Raw genomic sequence first — 15,913 nt, forward strand, 5'->3', positions numbered from 1 at the left:
ATTCGGCGACCCTACGCGAGTCCCGCCGCGCCGCGGCGGCCGGCCTGTCAGCCCCGGCTACGGGGCGGGGCGGTGATGCGTCCGGACGGCCGGGACGTTGGCGAGGCGGCTGGGCCACCAGCTGCGGGGGCCGATGTCGATCACCAGGGCGGGCACCAGCAGCGACCTCACGACGAGGGTGTCGAGGAGTACGCCGAAGGCGACGATGAAGGCGATCTGCACCAGGAAGGCGAGCGGGATGACCATGAGGGCGGCGAAGGTGGCCGCGAGGACGACGCCGGCCGAGGTGATGACCCCACCGGTGGTGGTCAGGCCGCGCAGGACGCCCTGGCGCACTCCGTGGGTGATCGTCTCCTCCCGGACCCGGGACATGAGGAAGATGTTGTAGTCGACGCCGAGGGCGACGAGGAACACGAACCCGTACAGGGGTACCGAGGCGTCGGTGCCGCTGAACCCCAGCAGGTGCTGGAAGACGAGTGCGGAGACCCCGAGGGTGGCGAGGAAGTTCAGGGCGACGGTGGCCACCAGGAGCACCGGGATGAGCAGGGAGCGCAGGAGCAGGACGAGGATGAGCAAGATGATGGCCAGGACGACGGGGACGATGACGGTGCGGTCGCGGGCCGCGGTCCGTTCGGTGTCGTACTTCTGGGCCGTGTAGCCGCCGACGAGGGCGTCGGCGCCGGGCACGGCGTGCACCCGGGTCCGGAGTTCGCGCACGGCGGTCTTGGCCGCGTCGCTGTCGGCTGCCGCCTCGAGGGTGGCGTCGATGCGGACGCGGCCGTCCACGGCCAGGGGCTCGCCGCCGGGACGGCCCTGAGCGTTCACCGGCTGGGCCGAGGCGATGCCCGGGGTCTGCTCGGCGGCGGCCCGGACCGCGGGTGCGGCGGCGGCGTTCGTGATGATCACGGCGGGCTGGCCGGAGCCGCCGGGGAAGTGGCGGCCGAGCGTCTGCTGGGCGGTTACCGAGGGAGCGTCCTTGACGAAGATCTCGGCGAGCGGTACCCCCTGGGAGGACAGCATCGGGGAGAACGCGGCCAGGACCAGCATCAGCAGGGCCGTTGACACCCACGCGCGTCGGGGGCCGCGGTCGATGACGCCTGCGATCCGGCGCCAGACGCGGTGTCCCTCGGCCGTCGCGTCGGCCGGTCCGGGGGTGGCGGGCCAGTAGGCGGCGCGGCCCAGCAGGAGGAGTGCGGCGGGCAGGAAGGTCAGGGTGCTGAGGACGGCGCAGACGATGCCGACGGCGCCGACCGGCCCCAGGGCCCTGTTGTTGGTGAGGTCGCTCGCCAGGAGGGCGAGGAGCCCGAGGGCGACGGTCGCGGCGCTGGCGGTGATCGCTCCGGCCGAGCGGCGTACGGAGGCGGCCGCCGCGGCCATCCGGTCCCCGCGGGCGGCGAGTTCCTCCCGGAAGCGGGCGGCGAGGAGCAGTGCGTAGTCGGTGGCGGCGCCGATGACCAGGATGGAGAGGATGCCCTGGACCTGGCCGTCGACGCGCACGATGCCGTGGTCGGCCAGGGCGTAGACCACCGCGCAGGCCAGGCCGAGGGCGAAGACCGCACTGATGATGATCACCAGTGGCAGGAGCAGGCTGCGGTAGACGAGGAGCAGGATGATCAGTACGGCTCCCAGGGCGACGCCGAGCAGGAGCCCGTCGATCCCGCCGAAGGCGTCCGCGAGGTCGGCCTGCGTGGCGGCCGGGCCGGCGATCTCCGCGGTCAGCCCCGGCACCGACCCGGCGGCCGCGCGCACCTCGTCCAGGACGGCCGGGAGTTGGTCACCGAGGTCGGGGGCCAGGGGGACGACGGCCTGCAGTGCCTGCCCGTCGGCCGAGCGCAGCGCGGGGGACGGCGGGCCGGGGATGCCGCGCTGCCCGGCCAGGGCCGCCACGGCCGTGGTGGCCGCCTGCTGCTGCGCGTCGCTGGTCCGACTGCCCTCGGGGGCCTGCCAGATGACGATCGCGGGGACCGCTTCGCTCGTCTCGAAGGCCTTGCGGGCCTCGATGACCCGGGTGGACTCGGCGCTCCGCGGGAGGAACGCCGCCTGGTCGTTGGTGGCCACCTCGCCGAGCTTTCCGGCGTAGGGACCCAGGGCCCCGCCGATGCCGAGCCAGACCACGAGCAGGACGACGGGCAGCAGCCACCGGGCCCAGCGCGGGGTGCTCGTCTTGAAGTTCATCACGCCTCCGGTCACTCAATGATGAAGTATCTCAATGAGTGAGAGATCATATGCTGGGGAGATGCGCAGCGCCGACACCCCTCCCCCCGTACTTCCGTGCGACGACCCGATCGGGTTGCAGTCCTTCGCGGTCCTGCTGAGGAGGATGAACGCGGAGTTCAACCGCATCGTCCAGGAGTTCGCGCACGCCCAGGGCCTGCATCCCACCGACGTGCAGGCCCTGATCGCGGTCCTGGACGCCGAGCACGACGAGGAGGGCGGCGGGCCCATGACGCCCGGACGGCTGGGCTCCCAGATGAACCTGACCTCCGGGGCGGTCACGGCCTGCCTGGACCGGCTGGAGAAGGCGGGCCATGTCCGCCGGGTCAGGGCCGCCGACGACCGGCGCGTGGTCCACGTCCACTACGCCCAGGCCGGTCGCGAGGCGGCTCGGGAGTACTTCCGCCCCCTGGCCGGCGCCACCGAAGCCGCGCGGAAGCAGTTCGGCTCCGACGAGCTGCACACGGTGGTGCGCTTCCTGAGCGAGATGAACCGTCAGCTCATCCAGGTCCGCCGCTGACCCCCACCCCGGAGGGGGGCGGGGGCGGCGTCACCCATCGGATGGCCGCCGTCACGGCGCGGCCGCCCTGCCTCGCCACGGGCATCAGCAGCCGTGTCGTGATCGGCAGGCCGAGTTGGGCCCGGGCCCACCGGGGCAGCAGATCCGACGCCGCGGCCGCCAGGAGCGCGTAGGGGATGCGCAGGGGCCACGGCAGCGGCGGACGCGACAGCAGGTAGCGGGCGGTCGCGCGCGACTCGGCGGTCGGCCTGAGTTCCGTACGGAACGCCTCGAGGCGGGCGGCCAACGCCGCGCGGTCCTCCGGGGGGTCCTCGACCCCCAGGCGCCGGCCGACGCGGGCCATGTCCGCCACGTAGGCGTCCTGGCCCGCGCGGTCCAGGGGCCGGCGGCCGTAGCGCTGGTGGGCGCGCAGGAAGCAAGCCGTCTCGGCGATGTGGACCCAGGCCAGCAGGTGCGGATCACTGGCCCGGTACGCCGTGCCGTCGGTGGTGGTTCCGGCGATCCGCTCGTGCACCCCCCGCACCCGGAGCACCGCCCGCGCGGCGTCCTCTTCCGTCCCGAAGGTGGTGACCGCCAGGAAGGTGCTGGTGCGCTGGAGGCGGCCCCAGGGGTCCCCCCTGAACCCGGAGTGGGCCCAGACGGCCGTCATCGCGACGGGGTGCAGCGACTGCAAGAGCAGTGCGGCGAGGCCGCCGACGTACATGGAGGCGTCCGCGTGCACGGTGTGGATCGGGCGGCCGGGGCGGAACCAGCGCGGTCCGGGAGTCGCGTGGATGCGGGTACGGCGCTGGTGCGCTTCCGGGCCGGCGGTCCTGAGCAGCAGCTGCTCCCCGGCCCGGGACCGGAGTCTGCGGATGGCGACCGGTGGCCACGGCATGGGACCGGCGACTCTCCCTTCGGGCTCTCCTGCGGGCGGCGGGGCGAACACCCGCCGCCCGTACGGGAGGGGCCGGGCGGCGGGCGGTGGGCTACCAGCCGGCGAGGCGGACGACGAAGAAGGCGGCGACCATCACGGCGCCGAGGACGATGAGGGCGAGGATGGCCCTGGGGTGCTCCCACGGTCCTCCGTCGGGGCGCTCCTGATGGGCGGACGCCGTCGATCCCTCTGCTTCCGGGGTCTCTTCCGGGGGCACTTGGGGTACGGACATGGTTCCTCCTGTGGTGCGTGTGCTCGGCTCCCGGCGGCGGCGTTCTCAGCGCTCGGCGAGCTGGTCGGGTGCCGCCTCCAGGGCAACACCCCGGAGCGGGGAGGCCGTTGTCTCGCGTGCCGCCTGCTCGGGGTGGCGCCGGCGCCAGTAGGGGTTGTCGTGGGCCAGCCCGCCGCTGACACGGCCGTACATTCCGAACGTCATGACCAGCAGGCCCATGAGGAAGCTGAAGACGACGTTGGACATCCCGAAGTCGAGGATGTTGGCCTCTTTTCCGATGAGGAAGAGGTGGACGAAGCCGCTGACCACGAAGAGCACGCCGACGGCGATGTTGACCGTCGAGGCCAGATTGCCCCCCACCACCGCGGCGCCGACCAGCAGCAGCCCGAAGAGGACCGAGATCAGGCTGAGCAGCCCGTTCGTGGACAGGCCCGCGATGCGCGTTCCGTCGGTGCCGAACGCGGTCAGGCTCCCGGCGAAGCCGAGGCAGCCGAAGAGCAGGAGCAGCAGGCCGCACAGGGCCGCGCCGACGCCGTAGACGCGGCTCAGGCGGTGGTCCAGGGGCAATTCGTCTCGCAGGCGCATGTCTCCTCCTGGGGGATCGGGGCGGTCGGTCCCGAGGGAACCAGCGTGACCCCCAGGCGCCCCTCCCGAAACTCGCAGTGCTTCTGCGTCGAAAATCGCCGCGGCCGGGTCCCTCACCGGCCGGTGCGGACCAGGAAGACCTCGTCGGCGTAGCACCAGGCCCAGTCCTCGTCGGGGGCCAGCGAGAGGACCACCGGGTGTCCGGTCCGGGCGTGGTGGTCGTGGGCGTGACGCCCCCGGGAGCTGTCGCAGCATCCGACGTTCCCGCACGTGGTGCACCACCTCAGCCGGCTCCAGGTCCAGCCGCGGGCCCGGCACGGGGCGCACACGGGGAGGAGGGCTTCCGGGGCCGCGGGCAGGGCCGCCAGGTGCGCGCAGGTACGCCCGTCGGGGCGCCCGCCGTCCGGGGCGACCGTCCAGGGGGCGCCGTCGGGGGTCACCGCAGGCCCGCTCCGCCGCCGTGGGGTGTTGCGGACGTTTCGGCGGGCTCGGGGCCGGCCCCGGGCTCGGGCTCGGGTCGGTCGGCCAGGCGTTCGGCGGCGCGGGTGATGTTCCGGGCCATGCCGCCGAAGACCACGGCGTGGAAGGGGGACACGGTCCACCAGTAGAGGTGCCCCAGGAGCCCGTGCGGGTGGAACAGGGCCCGCTGGCGGTAGCAGGATCCGCCGGAGCGGGGGCGGGGGTCCGCGTACATCTCGAGCCAGGCCAGGCCCGGCAGGCGCATCTCGGCGCGCAGTCGCAGCAGGCGGCCGGGTTCGATCTCCTCGACGCGCCAGAAGTCGAGCGAGTCCCCCACCCGCAGCCGGGCGGCGTCACGGCGGCCGCGACGGATGCCGGCGCCGCCGGCCAGGCGGTCGAGCCAGCCCCGTACGGCCCAGGCGAGCGGGGCGGAGTACCAGCCGTTCTCGCCGCCGATGCCCTCGATGATCCGCCACAGCTCGGACGGGGCGGCGGCGGTGTCCCGCGAGCGGTGGTCGGTGTAGAGGCTGCCGCCCGCCCAGGCGGGGTCGGTGGGCAGCGGGTCGCTGGGCGCTCCGGGCAGGGAGGCGTTGGACCAGCGGGTGGCCACGTTGGCTTCGCGGACCCTCTGGAGGGCCAGTTCGAGGGACTCGTCGAAGCCCAGGGGGTGTCCCGGACCGTCGGGCACGTGGCGGGCGATGTCGTGCTCCTGGCAGACCACCTCGTGGCGCAGGGACTCCGCCAGGGGCCGGGCCAGGGCCCGCGGGACGGGTGTGACCAGGCCGATCCACAGGCTGGACAGCCTCGGGGTGAGCATCGGCACCCGCAGGATCAGCCGGGGCGGCAGCTCGGCGATTTCCGCGTAGCGGCGCATCATCTCCTCGTACGTGAGGATGTCCGGGCCGCCGATGTCGAAGGACCGGTTGGTCTCCGCGGGCATGCGGGCGCTGGCGACGAGGTAGCCCAGCACGTCCCGGACGGAGATCGGCTGGACCCGGGTGCCGACCCAGCTCGGGGTGACCATGACCGGGAGCCGTTCGGTGAGGTAGCGCAGCATCTCGAAGGAGGCGGATCCGGAGCCGATGACGACGGCGGCGCGCAGGACGGTGGAGGGGACGGGTGACCGCAGGAAGATCTCGCCGACCTCCGCGCGGGAACGCAGGTGGGGCGAGAGTTCACCGGTGGGCTTGTCGGCCGGTACGAGTCCGCCGAGGTAGACGATGCGGCCCACGCCGGCGGCTTCGGCCGCTCGCGCGAAGGTGCGGGCCGCCCGCCGGTCGCTCTCCTCGAAGTGCCGGCCGCCGCTGAGGGAGTGGACGAGGTAGTAGGCGACGTCGATGCCCCGCAGGGCGGCCGTGGTGGCGGCCTCGTCCGTGACGTCGCCGCGGACGGTCTCGACGCGGTCGGCCCACGGTTGGTCACGGAGCCGTTCGGGTGAGCGGGCCAGACAGCGGACCTGGTGGCCGGCGGCCAGCAGGTCGGGCACCAGGCGGCCGCCGATGTATCCGGTGGCGCCGGTGACCAGGCAGGCCAGGGGCGCTCGCCCTGCTCCCGGGGTCTTGTCCACGGCAGCCTCCATTCGGGGGTGGTTGCGGCGGGAAACGGGGTGGGGCCTCGCCCCTCCCCCAGGATCACGCACATCGGGGCCGGCTTCCGTTCGGAGGCCGGTACGTGTCGTCCGGGGCCGTCACGGCGGCGTCCGGGTCTGACGGCGGTGGGTGCGCAGGACGTCCTGCACGTCGTCGAGCCGCTCCAGCCCTTGTGCGGCGCGGGCGGTGCGCGGATTGGCGGCCAGCCGGGCGCGGTGGCGGTGGACGAAGGACCAGTAGCCGGTCGTATAGGGGCAGGCGCGGTCTCCGGTGCGGTCCGCGGGCCGGTAGGCGCAGCCTCCGCACAGGTCGCTCATGCGGTGGATGTAGGCCCCGGCGCTGGTGTACGGCTTGGTGGTCATGAGGCCGCCGTCGGCGTACTGGGACATGCCGATGACGTTGGGGAGCATGACCCAGTCGTAGCCGTCGACGAAGCTCCGGTGGAACCAGTCCGTGACGGCGCGCGGGTCCCAGCCCTGCTGGAGGGCGTAGCTGCCCAGGAGCATCAGCCGGGGGATGTGGTGCGTCCATCCCGTGTCGCGGACCTGGCGGAGCACGGTGGACAGGCAGCGGGCGGTGACGGCGTCGGCGTCGAGCTCGAGGAACCAGTCGGGCAGCGGGGTGCGGTGGCCGAGGGTGTTGCGGTGGCGGTAGTCCTCGCCGAAGTACCAGTACAGGTGCCACACGAACTCGCGCCAGCCGGCGACCTGCCGTACGAACCCTTCCGCGCTCTGTACGGGTACCCGTCCGTCGCGCCAGGCGGTCTCGGCGGCGCTCACGACTTCCACGGGGTCGAGCAGGCCCAGGTTCAGGGAGGAGGACAGGAGGCTGTGGCTCATCACCGGGTCATGGGCGAGGACGGAGTCCTCGTGCGGGCCGAAGCCCGCCAGGCGGTGCTCGATGAACCGGTGCAGTGCGGTCAGGGCCTCGCGGCGCGAGGCGGGGAACAGGCGCGGCCCGTCCCGCCCGACGAAGACGATGCCGTCCTCTCGCTCCCAGCGGTCCAGGTCGGCGCGTACTTCCTCGTCGATGTCGTTCTCGCGGGGCCGGTAGGGGGCGGGCGCGCCGAGGGTCCTCGCACCCTTGGGCGGTGGTTCCCGGTTGGCCTGGTCGTGGTTCCACCGGCCGCCGGCGGGCTCGCCGCCGTCCATGAGCAGGTCGAGTTCGCGGCGGGCCCACCGGTAGAAGTCCTCGTGCCGCAGCCTTTCCCGTCCGGCTGCCCAGGAGCGGAAGGCCGCGCCCGGCAGCAGGAAGCCGCGGGCCGGGAGGACCCGCACGGTTTCCATGGTGCTGACGAAGTCGTGTGCGGCGCGTGACGTCGGGTGGTGCACGGTCAGGGGGGCGTCGCCGACGGTTTCCCGCAGGGCGGCCGTGTAGGTCTCCGCCCGCACGTAGCGGACGCGGTCACCGAGTTCGGCCGCGCGGTGGCGCATCGCGGAGAGCAGCAGGTGGGCCTTGGCACGGTGGAACCGGCGCCGGCGGAACACCGAGCGGGATTCGATCATGAGAACGGGCGCGTCCGGGGCGGGTCCGTCGGCGCGCGGCGTCAGGAAGTGCGGGCCGAGCTGGTCCCCGAACAGCCAGTGCCGAGCGGACACGGATACCTCCGGCGGGGGTTCAGCGGGCCGTGACACGGGGCACCGCGGCGGCGACGTCGTCGGCGAGCCGGTCGACTTCTCCGCGCAGGAACGGGGCCGCGAGACGGGCGACGCCCTTGAAGGCGAAGGTCGCGTCGTAGGTCAGCCGTGTGGACTCGGGGGACGCGGGCGTGAAACGGAGGTCGTCCGTGACGTGCACCGTTCCGTTGCGGCCGGTGAACACGAGATGGTCGGCCTGTCGGACATCGAGGCGGTACTCCAGTTCGCTGGTGCGTCCGCGGAAGCGGGAGAGGTTGCGCCAGCGCGCGCCCGGCTCGAGGGGTCCCCGGTCCAGGCGGACGCAGGAGACGGTCGCGGGGTCCCACTCCTGTGTGTGGGCGAAGTCCGCGAAGTAGGCCACCGCGTCCTCCGTAGGGCGGGGCACGAGCATCGTGCGCGTCACGTGGATCATGTCGTCTCCCGGGCAGGAGGGCCGTCTGCTTCACAGACTGTTCCGCCGTCGGCGGGCTTTCGGATGCGGCAGCGGTGATCCGACTCGCATCGATCGTGCGTCGTAGCATGGAGGCATGTCCGAAACAGGTCTCGGTGTCACGACGGGCGCGGTGGCACGGCGTCTGGGGGTCTCGCCCACGACGGTGCGTTCCTGGGAGCAGCGGTACGGCATCGGACCGGAGGTCCGGGAGGGCGGCAGGCACCGGCGCTGGACGCCCGGCGACATCGCGATGCTGGAGGAGATGTGCCGGCTCACCTCTTCCGGTATCCCGCCGGCCGAGGCCGCCCGGGCGGCGCTGGCCGTGCGCGGCCGGCTCGCTGCGGATGGCCGCGCGGGTTCCTCGCCGCCGCCCGTGCCGGAGGAGGGCGTCGGGCCGCCGCCGGACGGACCCGGGCGGAGCCGTCAGGGCGGTCCCGGTGGTCCCGGCGGTGGGCTGCCGCTGGGTGAGGTGCGTCAGGAGTGCCGCGGGCTGGCGCGTGCCGCGGTCCGGCTCGACGGTCCGGCCATGGAGGCCCTGCTGCGGCAGACGATGGAGGCCCACGGTCTGGTGGTCGCGTGGGAGGAGGTGATGGTGCCGACCCTGCACGCGGTGGGCCGCAAGTGGGAGTCCACGGATGACCGGTACGTCGAGGTGGAGCACCTGCTGTCGTGGTACGTGTCGACCGTGCTGCGGCGGGCGGCCGTCGGTGATTTCGGGATGGCGGCCCACGCGGCGCCGGTGGTGCTGGCCTGTCTTCCCGGTGAGCAGCACACGCTGCCCCTGGAGGCGCTGGCCGCGGGTCTGGCCGAGCGGGGGGTGCCGACGCGGATGTTCGGTGCGGCCGTGCCGGCGGAGGCCCTGCGGGCGGCCGTCGCCCGGTCGGGGCCGAGGGCCGTGGTGCTGTGGTCGCAGTCCCGTTCCACGGCGGACGGCGTGCTGGCCCGGCAGGTGGCGTCGACGGCGTTCGGCCTCAAAGGGGCGAGGACCACTCCCCTGGTCCTCCTGGCCGGTCCGGGCTGGTCCGTACGGGCCGCCGTCGGCGGTATGCGGCGTCCGCGCGGGCTGCGGGAGGCCCTGGACGCGATCGCCGCCCTCTACCCGGACGCGCGCGCCGAGGTGGTCGCCTCAGCGCGCTGAGAGCAGGTGCTTCACGATCTCGGTGGTGTGCCGGTGCCAGGAGCGGCTGCCGCGCAGCATGGTGTGGCCGCCCGCCTCCATGCGGACGGCCACGGCTGAGGCGCCGGCGGCTCGTGCCCGGCGTACGAAGTCCCAGGACTGCCGGGCGGAGGTGACCCGGTCCGCCTCGTCGTGCAGCACGTACACCTCGCGGCCCGCGAGATGGCCGACGGGGTCCTCCGGCGGGCACCAGGGGGCCAGGGCGATCACTCCGCGTACGCAGGGGTGGCCGGCGGCCCGCAGGGCCGCGCGGCCGCCCATGGAGTGCCCGATGAGGACGACGGGGATGTCGCCGTGGCGTTCGTGGAGCCGGTCGAGTGCGGCGACGGCGTCCCGGGCGGCGTCCGCGCGGGGGCCGTTCCATCCCCGGCGGCGGTAGCGGACGGTGGTGATGAGGACCGTACGCCCGCTCAGAGCCCGCGCGAGAGCGGCGGAGAGGAGGCGCATGCGCCAGGCGGGCAGGTTCAGCAGCGGTGGGGGCCGCAGGTCCTCGGCGCGTCCGCCGTGCAGGAGGACGACGGCGGCGGAGGGGGCCCGGGGTGAAGTGCGGGGAGCCGGGCCCTGAGACCGGGTGGCCCAGAGGAGCGTCGCGATCTTCATCGTGGCCGGTCCCCGGAGCGTGGCGGCCGGGGGAAGAAGCCGCTGGTGCGGGCCAGGTAGGCGGCGTAGCCGGGGCGGCCGGCCATGTGGGCCTCCAGCAGGCGCTTGCCGCTGCCTTTGATCAGCAGGGCGCTCATCAGGAGCGGGGAGACGACGGTGGCCAGGGCGGTCTGCCAGGTGGCGCAGGCCGTCAGGTACAGGCCCCACCAGACGAGGAAGTCGCCGAAGTAGTTGGGGTGCCGGGTCCAGGACCACAGGCCGCGGTCCATGATGCGGCCCTTGTTGGCCGGGTCGGCCTTGAACCGGGCGAGCTGGTGGTCCCCGACGGCCTCGAAGAACAGTCCGACGGCCCACAGGGCGAGCCCCAGCGCGGCCGCGGCGTCTGGCGACCGGGGCAGCAGCACGGCCACCTGGACGGGGAGGGAGACGAGCCAGACCAGGGATCCCTGGAGGAGGTAGATGACCCGCAGGGCGTAGAGGGCGGTGCTGCCGGGTGCCCGGGCGAGCATGCGCGCGTACCGGGGGTCTTCTCCGTGGCCGCGTCCGCGCCGGGCGATGTGCACCGCGAGGCGCAGCCCCCACACGACGGTGGCGAGGGCGACCAGGGTCCTTCGGGCGGGGTCGCCGTGGCCGGCCGAGAGGAACCAGGCGACGACGGCGACGGCGGCGAAGGCCAGCCCCCAGGCGCTGTCGACGATCCTGTGTACCCCCTTGACCAGGGCCACGGCGAAGGTGAGCAGCATGACGGCGAGCGCCGTACCCGCCGATGCGGCGAGAACGGTGGCGAGCGCTCCGGTGTCGACGGCGCTCACGTTCCCGGCCGGTCCGCGTCGTGCGCCCCGCCCTGGGCGGTGAGGACGAGCTGGCGTACGTCGAGGTAGCGGGAGCGGAAGCCGGCCTCGGAGTAGGCGAGGTAGAGCTCCCACATCCGCAGGAAGGCGCGGTCGAAGCCGAGGGCGGTCACGGCGGCGGACTCGTGGAGGAACCGCTCGCGCCACAGCCGCAGGGTTTCCGCGTAGTGGTCGCCGTAGCCGGTGTCGTGGACGACGGCCAGCCCGGCGGCGGCGCCCTGTCGGGCGATGGCCTCCCTGGAGGGGATGAGTCCGCCGGGGAAGACGTACTTGCTGATCCAGGTGTGGGTGCGTGCCGTGTGCAGCATGCGGTCATGGGGCATGGTGATGGCCTGGAGCACGGCACGGCCGCCGGGGGCCAGCAGCCGGTGCAGGGCGCCGAAGTAGGCGGGCCAGTAGGCGGCTCCCACGGCTTCGATCATCTCGACGCTGACGACGGCGTCGTACGTGCCTTCGACGCGGCGGTAGTCGCACAGTTCGACGGTGACCCGGTCGGCGACGTCGGCATCGGCGATCCGGCTGAGGGCGAGGTCGCGTTGTTCCCGGGACAGGGTGATGGTGCGTACGCGGGCGCCGCGCCGGGCGGCCCGGACGGCGAGTTCGCCCCAGCCCGTGCCGATCTCCAGGAGGCTGGTGCCCGGTCCGGTCCCGGCGAGGTCGAGGAGCCGGTCGATCTTGCGGTGCTGTGCCGCGGGCAGGTCCTCGGCGGCGGCCGGGAGCGAGGTGAAGACGGCCGAGGAGTAGGTGAGGGTGGGGTCGAGGAAGGTGGCGAAGAGGTCGTTGGAGAGGTCGTAGTGCCGGTGGATGTTGCGGCGGGCCCCGTCGACGGTGTTCAGGTCGGAGAGGGGCCTGCGGCGGACCCAGAGGCTGCGCAGTCGGCGCAGGGCCTGCGGTGCGAGGTCGTCCACGTGCCGGGCCAGGACGGTCAGGAGCTCGACCAGGTCGTCGCTGTCCCATTCGCCGGCCATGTAGGACTCGCCGAAGCCGATCAGGCCGTCGGCGCCGATCCGCCGGTAGAAGGCTTCGGGATCGAGCAGGGTCAGGGTCGGCGGGCCGTCCTGCGTTCCGTCGGGCTGGCGGGGGATCCGCGTCCCGGCGTCGGCGATGCGCACCCGCAAGGGCAGGCGCCCGAAGGCACGTCGCACGATCCGGCGGGCGAGCGCGGTGCGCAGGGGCGAGGCGTGCGGCAGGCGGGCCACGTCGGGCCACAGGCCGGCGTCGACCAGGTGGCGGCCGGTGCGGGTGCCGCCCTGGGGGGCAGGGGGGAGGGTGAGGGTCACAGCGCGTCTTCCTGGACGGGGCGGGCCGGGCGGGTGGGCCGCGGCTGGACGGGCAGGCCTTTGAGGTAGAGGCGGATGCCGTGCCGGCGGATGCCGAACGACACTCCGGCGGTCGGCCACGGGTTGCGCAGCAGGGCCGCGAGCAGGGTGCGGGTCCCGGCGGGGCGGCGCGTTCCGCGGACGGTGGCGGTCAGGGGGCGGGAGCCGTCCGGGTGGCGGAGCTGGACGGTCAGGTCGAGGCGGTCGCCGGGCAGGGGCAGCCTCATCCGGTAGCCGCCCTCGACGCCGAAGAACGGGGAGACGTGGAAGTCCTTGGCCACCTCGGCACGGCCGCGTCCGTCGGGGCGCAGGAGGTAGCAGTGCCGCCCGCCGTAGGTGTTGTGGACCTCCGCGACGACGCAGACGAGACCGCCGGAGCGGTCGTGGCACCAGTACAGGGTCAGGGGGTTGAAGACGTGTCCCAGTACGCGCGCGTGCGCCAGCATGATGACCCTGCCGTCGGCGCCGTGGACGCCGTGGGCGGCGAGGTGGGCGTCGAGGCCGGCGCGCAGCGTGGGGGCACGGCCCGAGAAGTGGTCGCGGGCGTCGAAGCGGGCGAACGGGCGCAGGACGCGGGGCAGGACCGGAAGGTCGTCGACGTCGACCAGCCACATGTACGTCCGGTGCGCCAGGGCGTAGCGGACGGGCTGGGAGCGGGCGTGCCGCACCTCGGTCGCGTAGAGGGCCGGCACGTGCGGAGCGGGGGCGCCGGTCACCAGGTCACCCCGAGGGATGCGGCGGCCCGGGCGCCGGAGCGGCAGCCGTCCTCGTGGAAACCCCATCCGTGGTAGGCGCCCGCGTAGGCGGTGACACCGTCGTTGAGGGTGGGCAGCAGGCTTTGTGCCGCGACCGACTCGGCCGTGTAGACGGGGTGTTCGTACGTCATGCGGGCCAGGACGGTGCTCTCGTCGATCCGGTCGCCGGGGTTGAGCGTGACGATGTGCGGCCCGTGGCCGGCGGGGAGCCGGTGGAGGCGGTTCATGTCGTAGCTGACCTGCACTGTTCCCGGGCGGGCGGAGCAGGAGGGCAGCCAGTAGTTCCACGACGCCCGGGCGTGGGCGCCCCGGGGCAGGAGCGAGGTGTCACGGTGCAGCACGGTCGGATTGCGGGAGTAGGTGAAGGCGCCAAGGACGCGTCGTTCCTGCTCGGTGGGGTCGGCGAGGAGTCCCAGTGCCTGGTCGGGGTGGACGGCGATGACGACGGCGGCGTGTTCGGCCGTCTCGCCGTCGTCCGTGACGAGGCGTACGCGGCCGGCTCCGCGCACGACCTTGCGGACCGGTGTGGAGGTCAGGACGCGGGCCGGGCCCTTGGCGGCCCGCTCGACGTAGGCCTTGGATCCTCCGGTGATGGTCTTCCACCGGGGGGATCCGGTGACCGAGAGCAGTCCGTGGTGGTCGAGGAAGCGGAAGAGGTAGGCGGCCGGGTAGCGCAGTGCGGTGGCCGGTGCGCAGGACCATACGGCGGCGACCAGGGGGATGGCGAAGTGGCTGACGAAGTAGGGCGGGAAACGGTTCTCGCCCAGGAAGTCGCCCAGGGTGGAGGCCGTGTCGCCGTCGGCGAGCAGCCGGCGTGCGGCGCGGTGGAAGCGGGGGACGTCGGCGAGCATCCGCAGGTGGCGGCCGCGCAGCAGGTTCCCGCCGCCCAGGAGTCCGTACGGGCCGCGGGCGCCCGCGTATTCGAGGCGGCAGCCGTCGCACCGGACCGACATGCTCATCTCGGAGTCCTGCGTGGCCACGCCCAGTTCGCGCAGGAGCCGCAGGAGGTGGGGGTAGGTCCGTTCGTTGTGGACGATGAATCCGGTGTCGACGGCGACCGTTCCCCCGCCGGCTGCCGGGACCTCGTGGGTGTGCGCGTGGCCTCCGAGGCGTCCGTCCGCCTCGTAGAGGACCACGTCGTGCGTGCGGGACAGGATGTGGGCGGCGGTGAGGCCGGCCACCCCCGACCCGACCACCGCGATGCTCTTGCGGTCCATGAGTCCACCCCTGATCTCTGGGGGCCCGGGGGAAGTTGTCTCCGCCCCCGTGGCCCCGGTTCTCGTCTGTCGATTCGGTGCGGCGGCCCTGCCGGATGGGCGGGTTTTCAGCCGGCGGTCTCCACGGCGCCCGAGGCCACGCGCAGGCGGAGGCTGTGCAGGCCCCGCCGGGTGTGGCTCTTGACGGTGCCCAGCGGCATCCCGGTGCGGTCGGCGATCTGCGCCTGGCTGAGGTCGGCGAAGTAGGCGAGGGCCAGGACGTCGCGCTGGAGCGGTGGGAGCAGGGCGAGTTCCCTGGTGACCACGATCCGGTCGAGCACCTGCTCGACGCCTCCGGCGCTCTCCCCGTCGCCGCCGTGCCGGCCGGCGGCGGCCACGAGGTCCAGGCGCCTGGTCCGCGCGCCGAGGGCGTCCGCGGTCTTGTGCCGGGCGATGCCCATCAGCCACGCCGGCAGTGTGCCGCGGCCCGGCCGGAACCCGTGACGGCCCTGCCACGCCGCGACGAAGACGTGCTGGGTGACGTCCTCCGCCTCCCGCGGGTCGCCCAGGACCCGGGCGGCGTGGGCGTGTACGAGGCGGCTCCAGCGGTGGTGCGCCAGCGCGAGCCACCGCTCGTCGCCCTGGAGGAGCAGGCCGATGATCTCGGCGTCCGGATCCGGGTCCTCCGGGCGGGTTCCGTCGCCGCAGGATGCCGGTCCGGCGGCGGTCGCGCCGCCTGCGGGTGATGCAGTCATGCCGCCTCCTCGGCTCGCCCCGGGCGCGTCCGCCGGTGCGAGGGGGGCCGCCCCGGGGGAAGGGAGCCTCCGGAATCCGGGGGACGCGATGAGGCCAAGCGTCACCGGGCCCTCACCGGGCGATCAACTTGCATCGTTTCCGCGTCGAATGACTGCCGAGTACGTCAGGGCGCGGGTGCGTCGGGGGGTGATCAGCGGATCGGGGTCGTCAGATGCGCGGCGGGTGTGCGGTCACGGCTGGTGCCCCGGTCCGTCGAGCGCGGCCAGCCCGTCCGTCCAGCGGGCACGCCGTTCGTCGGCACTCTGCTCCCACCACGGCACGCCGCGTTCCCCGAGGGCCGTCTTCGCCGTGTGCACCCGGTCCCGGGCCGCACGCTCGGCCCGCGGGTCCTCGGCACGGCGGGCAGCCGCGACGGCCCGGCGTGCCGCCATCAGATGCGCCCGCAGCCGGGCACCGGCGTCATCGGGAACGGCCGGATCGGTGGCGCGCCAGCGACGGCCGCCGATCAGCACGTGGTGGCCGTCGGGCGTGGGAACCGGCCCGGGCTTCGCGGTCACCCTCGGCGTCTGCCCCCGTCCGGCCGGAAATAGTCCTTGCAGGCCGTACTCGGCCGCAGGCACCCCCTCCTCCTCCGGGCCGGCGCCGGGGTTGGTGCAGTACGACGGCCCGGCTGC

The 15,913-nt window shown here is 73.9% G+C and carries 16 protein-coding genes and 1 pseudogene; 2 read left to right on the plus strand and 15 right to left on the minus strand.

All coding sequences use genetic code 11. The annotated features are described in order from the left end of the window. Positions 1–57: 57 nt before the first annotated feature. A complete protein-coding gene (locus tag D1J60_RS00495; RefSeq protein WP_125819657.1) occupies positions 58–2,175 on the minus strand; it encodes an MMPL family transporter in 2,118 nt (705 codons plus the stop codon). Positions 2,176–2,236: 61 nt separating this feature from the next. On the opposite strand from D1J60_RS00495, the gene D1J60_RS00500 reads away from it, so the two are divergent. Continuing rightward, positions 2,237–2,734: a MarR family winged helix-turn-helix transcriptional regulator gene (locus D1J60_RS00500; RefSeq protein ID WP_164720797.1), complete on the plus strand. Its 498-nt coding sequence runs from the start codon at positions 2,237–2,239 to the stop codon at positions 2,732–2,734. Here D1J60_RS00500 and D1J60_RS00505 read toward each other — a convergent pair. From D1J60_RS00505 to D1J60_RS00535, 7 genes and pseudogenes are all read right to left on the minus strand, one after another. Beyond that, positions 2,715–3,611, minus strand: coding sequence for an oxygenase MpaB family protein (locus D1J60_RS00505; RefSeq protein ID WP_125819658.1), 897 nt, complete (start codon positions 3,609–3,611; stop codon positions 2,715–2,717). The two genes, D1J60_RS00500 and D1J60_RS00505, sit on opposite strands and share 20 nt — an antisense overlap. Positions 3,612–3,702: 91 nt before the next feature. Further along, positions 3,703–3,903: pseudogene (locus D1J60_RS00510) on the minus strand (DUF6480 family protein); the annotation flags it as partial. 24 nt (positions 3,904–3,927) lie between these two features. Then, the gene (locus D1J60_RS00515) at positions 3,928–4,467 is read right to left on the minus strand and encodes a DUF4383 domain-containing protein (protein ID WP_125819659.1); all 540 of its coding nucleotides are present in this window, start codon (positions 4,465–4,467) and stop codon (positions 3,928–3,930) included. A gap of 113 nt (positions 4,468–4,580) precedes the next feature. Beyond that, positions 4,581–4,907 (minus strand): UBP-type zinc finger domain-containing protein, encoded by a 327-nt coding sequence (locus tag D1J60_RS00520; RefSeq protein ID WP_241253076.1) that lies wholly within the window; start codon positions 4,905–4,907, stop codon positions 4,581–4,583. Continuing rightward, the gene (locus tag D1J60_RS00525; protein ID WP_241253077.1) at positions 4,904–6,493 is read right to left on the minus strand and encodes an SDR family oxidoreductase; all 1,590 of its coding nucleotides are present in this window, start codon (positions 6,491–6,493) and stop codon (positions 4,904–4,906) included. Before D1J60_RS00525 ends, D1J60_RS00520 begins: the two co-directional genes overlap by 4 nt. Before the next feature lie 120 nt (positions 6,494–6,613). After that, positions 6,614–8,113 (minus strand): cryptochrome/photolyase family protein, encoded by a 1,500-nt coding sequence (locus D1J60_RS00530; RefSeq protein WP_125819661.1) that lies wholly within the window; start codon positions 8,111–8,113, stop codon positions 6,614–6,616. A gap of 19 nt (positions 8,114–8,132) precedes the next feature. Continuing rightward, positions 8,133–8,564, minus strand: a complete 432-nt coding sequence (locus tag D1J60_RS00535) for an SRPBCC family protein (RefSeq protein WP_125819662.1) — start codon at positions 8,562–8,564, stop codon at positions 8,133–8,135. Positions 8,565–8,679: 115 nt separating this feature from the next. Here D1J60_RS00535 and D1J60_RS00540 point away from each other — a divergent pair, with 115 nt between their 5' ends. Further along, positions 8,680–9,723 carry a MerR family transcriptional regulator gene (locus tag D1J60_RS00540; RefSeq protein ID WP_125819663.1) on the plus strand — a complete coding sequence of 348 codons (1,044 nt, stop codon included), beginning with the start codon at positions 8,680–8,682 and terminating at the stop codon, positions 9,721–9,723. Here D1J60_RS00540 and D1J60_RS00545 read toward each other — a convergent pair. From D1J60_RS00545 to D1J60_RS00575, 7 genes are all read right to left on the minus strand, one after another. Beyond that, entirely contained in the window at positions 9,712–10,362 is a 651-nt protein-coding gene (locus D1J60_RS00545; RefSeq protein ID WP_125819664.1) for an alpha/beta fold hydrolase, read from the minus strand. The two genes, D1J60_RS00540 and D1J60_RS00545, sit on opposite strands and share 12 nt — an antisense overlap. Next, the gene (locus D1J60_RS00550) at positions 10,359–11,174 is read right to left on the minus strand and encodes a DUF1295 domain-containing protein (protein WP_241253078.1); all 816 of its coding nucleotides are present in this window, start codon (positions 11,172–11,174) and stop codon (positions 10,359–10,361) included. The genes D1J60_RS00545 and D1J60_RS00550 overlap by 4 nt, the downstream gene beginning before the upstream one ends. Beyond that, the gene (locus D1J60_RS00555; RefSeq protein WP_241253517.1) at positions 11,171–12,439 is read right to left on the minus strand and encodes a cyclopropane-fatty-acyl-phospholipid synthase family protein; all 1,269 of its coding nucleotides are present in this window, start codon (positions 12,437–12,439) and stop codon (positions 11,171–11,173) included. The genes D1J60_RS00550 and D1J60_RS00555 overlap by 4 nt, the downstream gene beginning before the upstream one ends. A gap of 50 nt (positions 12,440–12,489) precedes the next feature. Then, positions 12,490–13,248, minus strand: coding sequence for a DUF1365 domain-containing protein (locus D1J60_RS00560; RefSeq protein WP_241253079.1), 759 nt, complete (start codon positions 13,246–13,248; stop codon positions 12,490–12,492). After that, positions 13,245–14,504, minus strand: coding sequence for an FAD-dependent oxidoreductase (locus D1J60_RS00565; protein ID WP_125819666.1), 1,260 nt, complete (start codon positions 14,502–14,504; stop codon positions 13,245–13,247). The genes D1J60_RS00560 and D1J60_RS00565 overlap by 4 nt, the downstream gene beginning before the upstream one ends. A gap of 107 nt (positions 14,505–14,611) precedes the next feature. Further along, positions 14,612–15,238, minus strand: coding sequence for a sigma-70 family RNA polymerase sigma factor (locus D1J60_RS00570; RefSeq protein WP_125819667.1), 627 nt, complete (start codon positions 15,236–15,238; stop codon positions 14,612–14,614). A 231-nt stretch (positions 15,239–15,469) separates the two neighbouring features. Continuing rightward, positions 15,470–15,796 (minus strand): hypothetical protein, encoded by a 327-nt coding sequence (locus tag D1J60_RS00575; RefSeq protein ID WP_125819668.1) that lies wholly within the window; start codon positions 15,794–15,796, stop codon positions 15,470–15,472. Positions 15,797–15,913: the final 117 nt, after the last annotated feature.

The organism is Streptomyces sp. W1SF4 (genome assembly GCF_003950035.1).
Taxonomy (GTDB): domain Bacteria; phylum Actinomycetota; class Actinomycetes; order Streptomycetales; family Streptomycetaceae; genus Streptomyces; species Streptomyces racemochromogenes.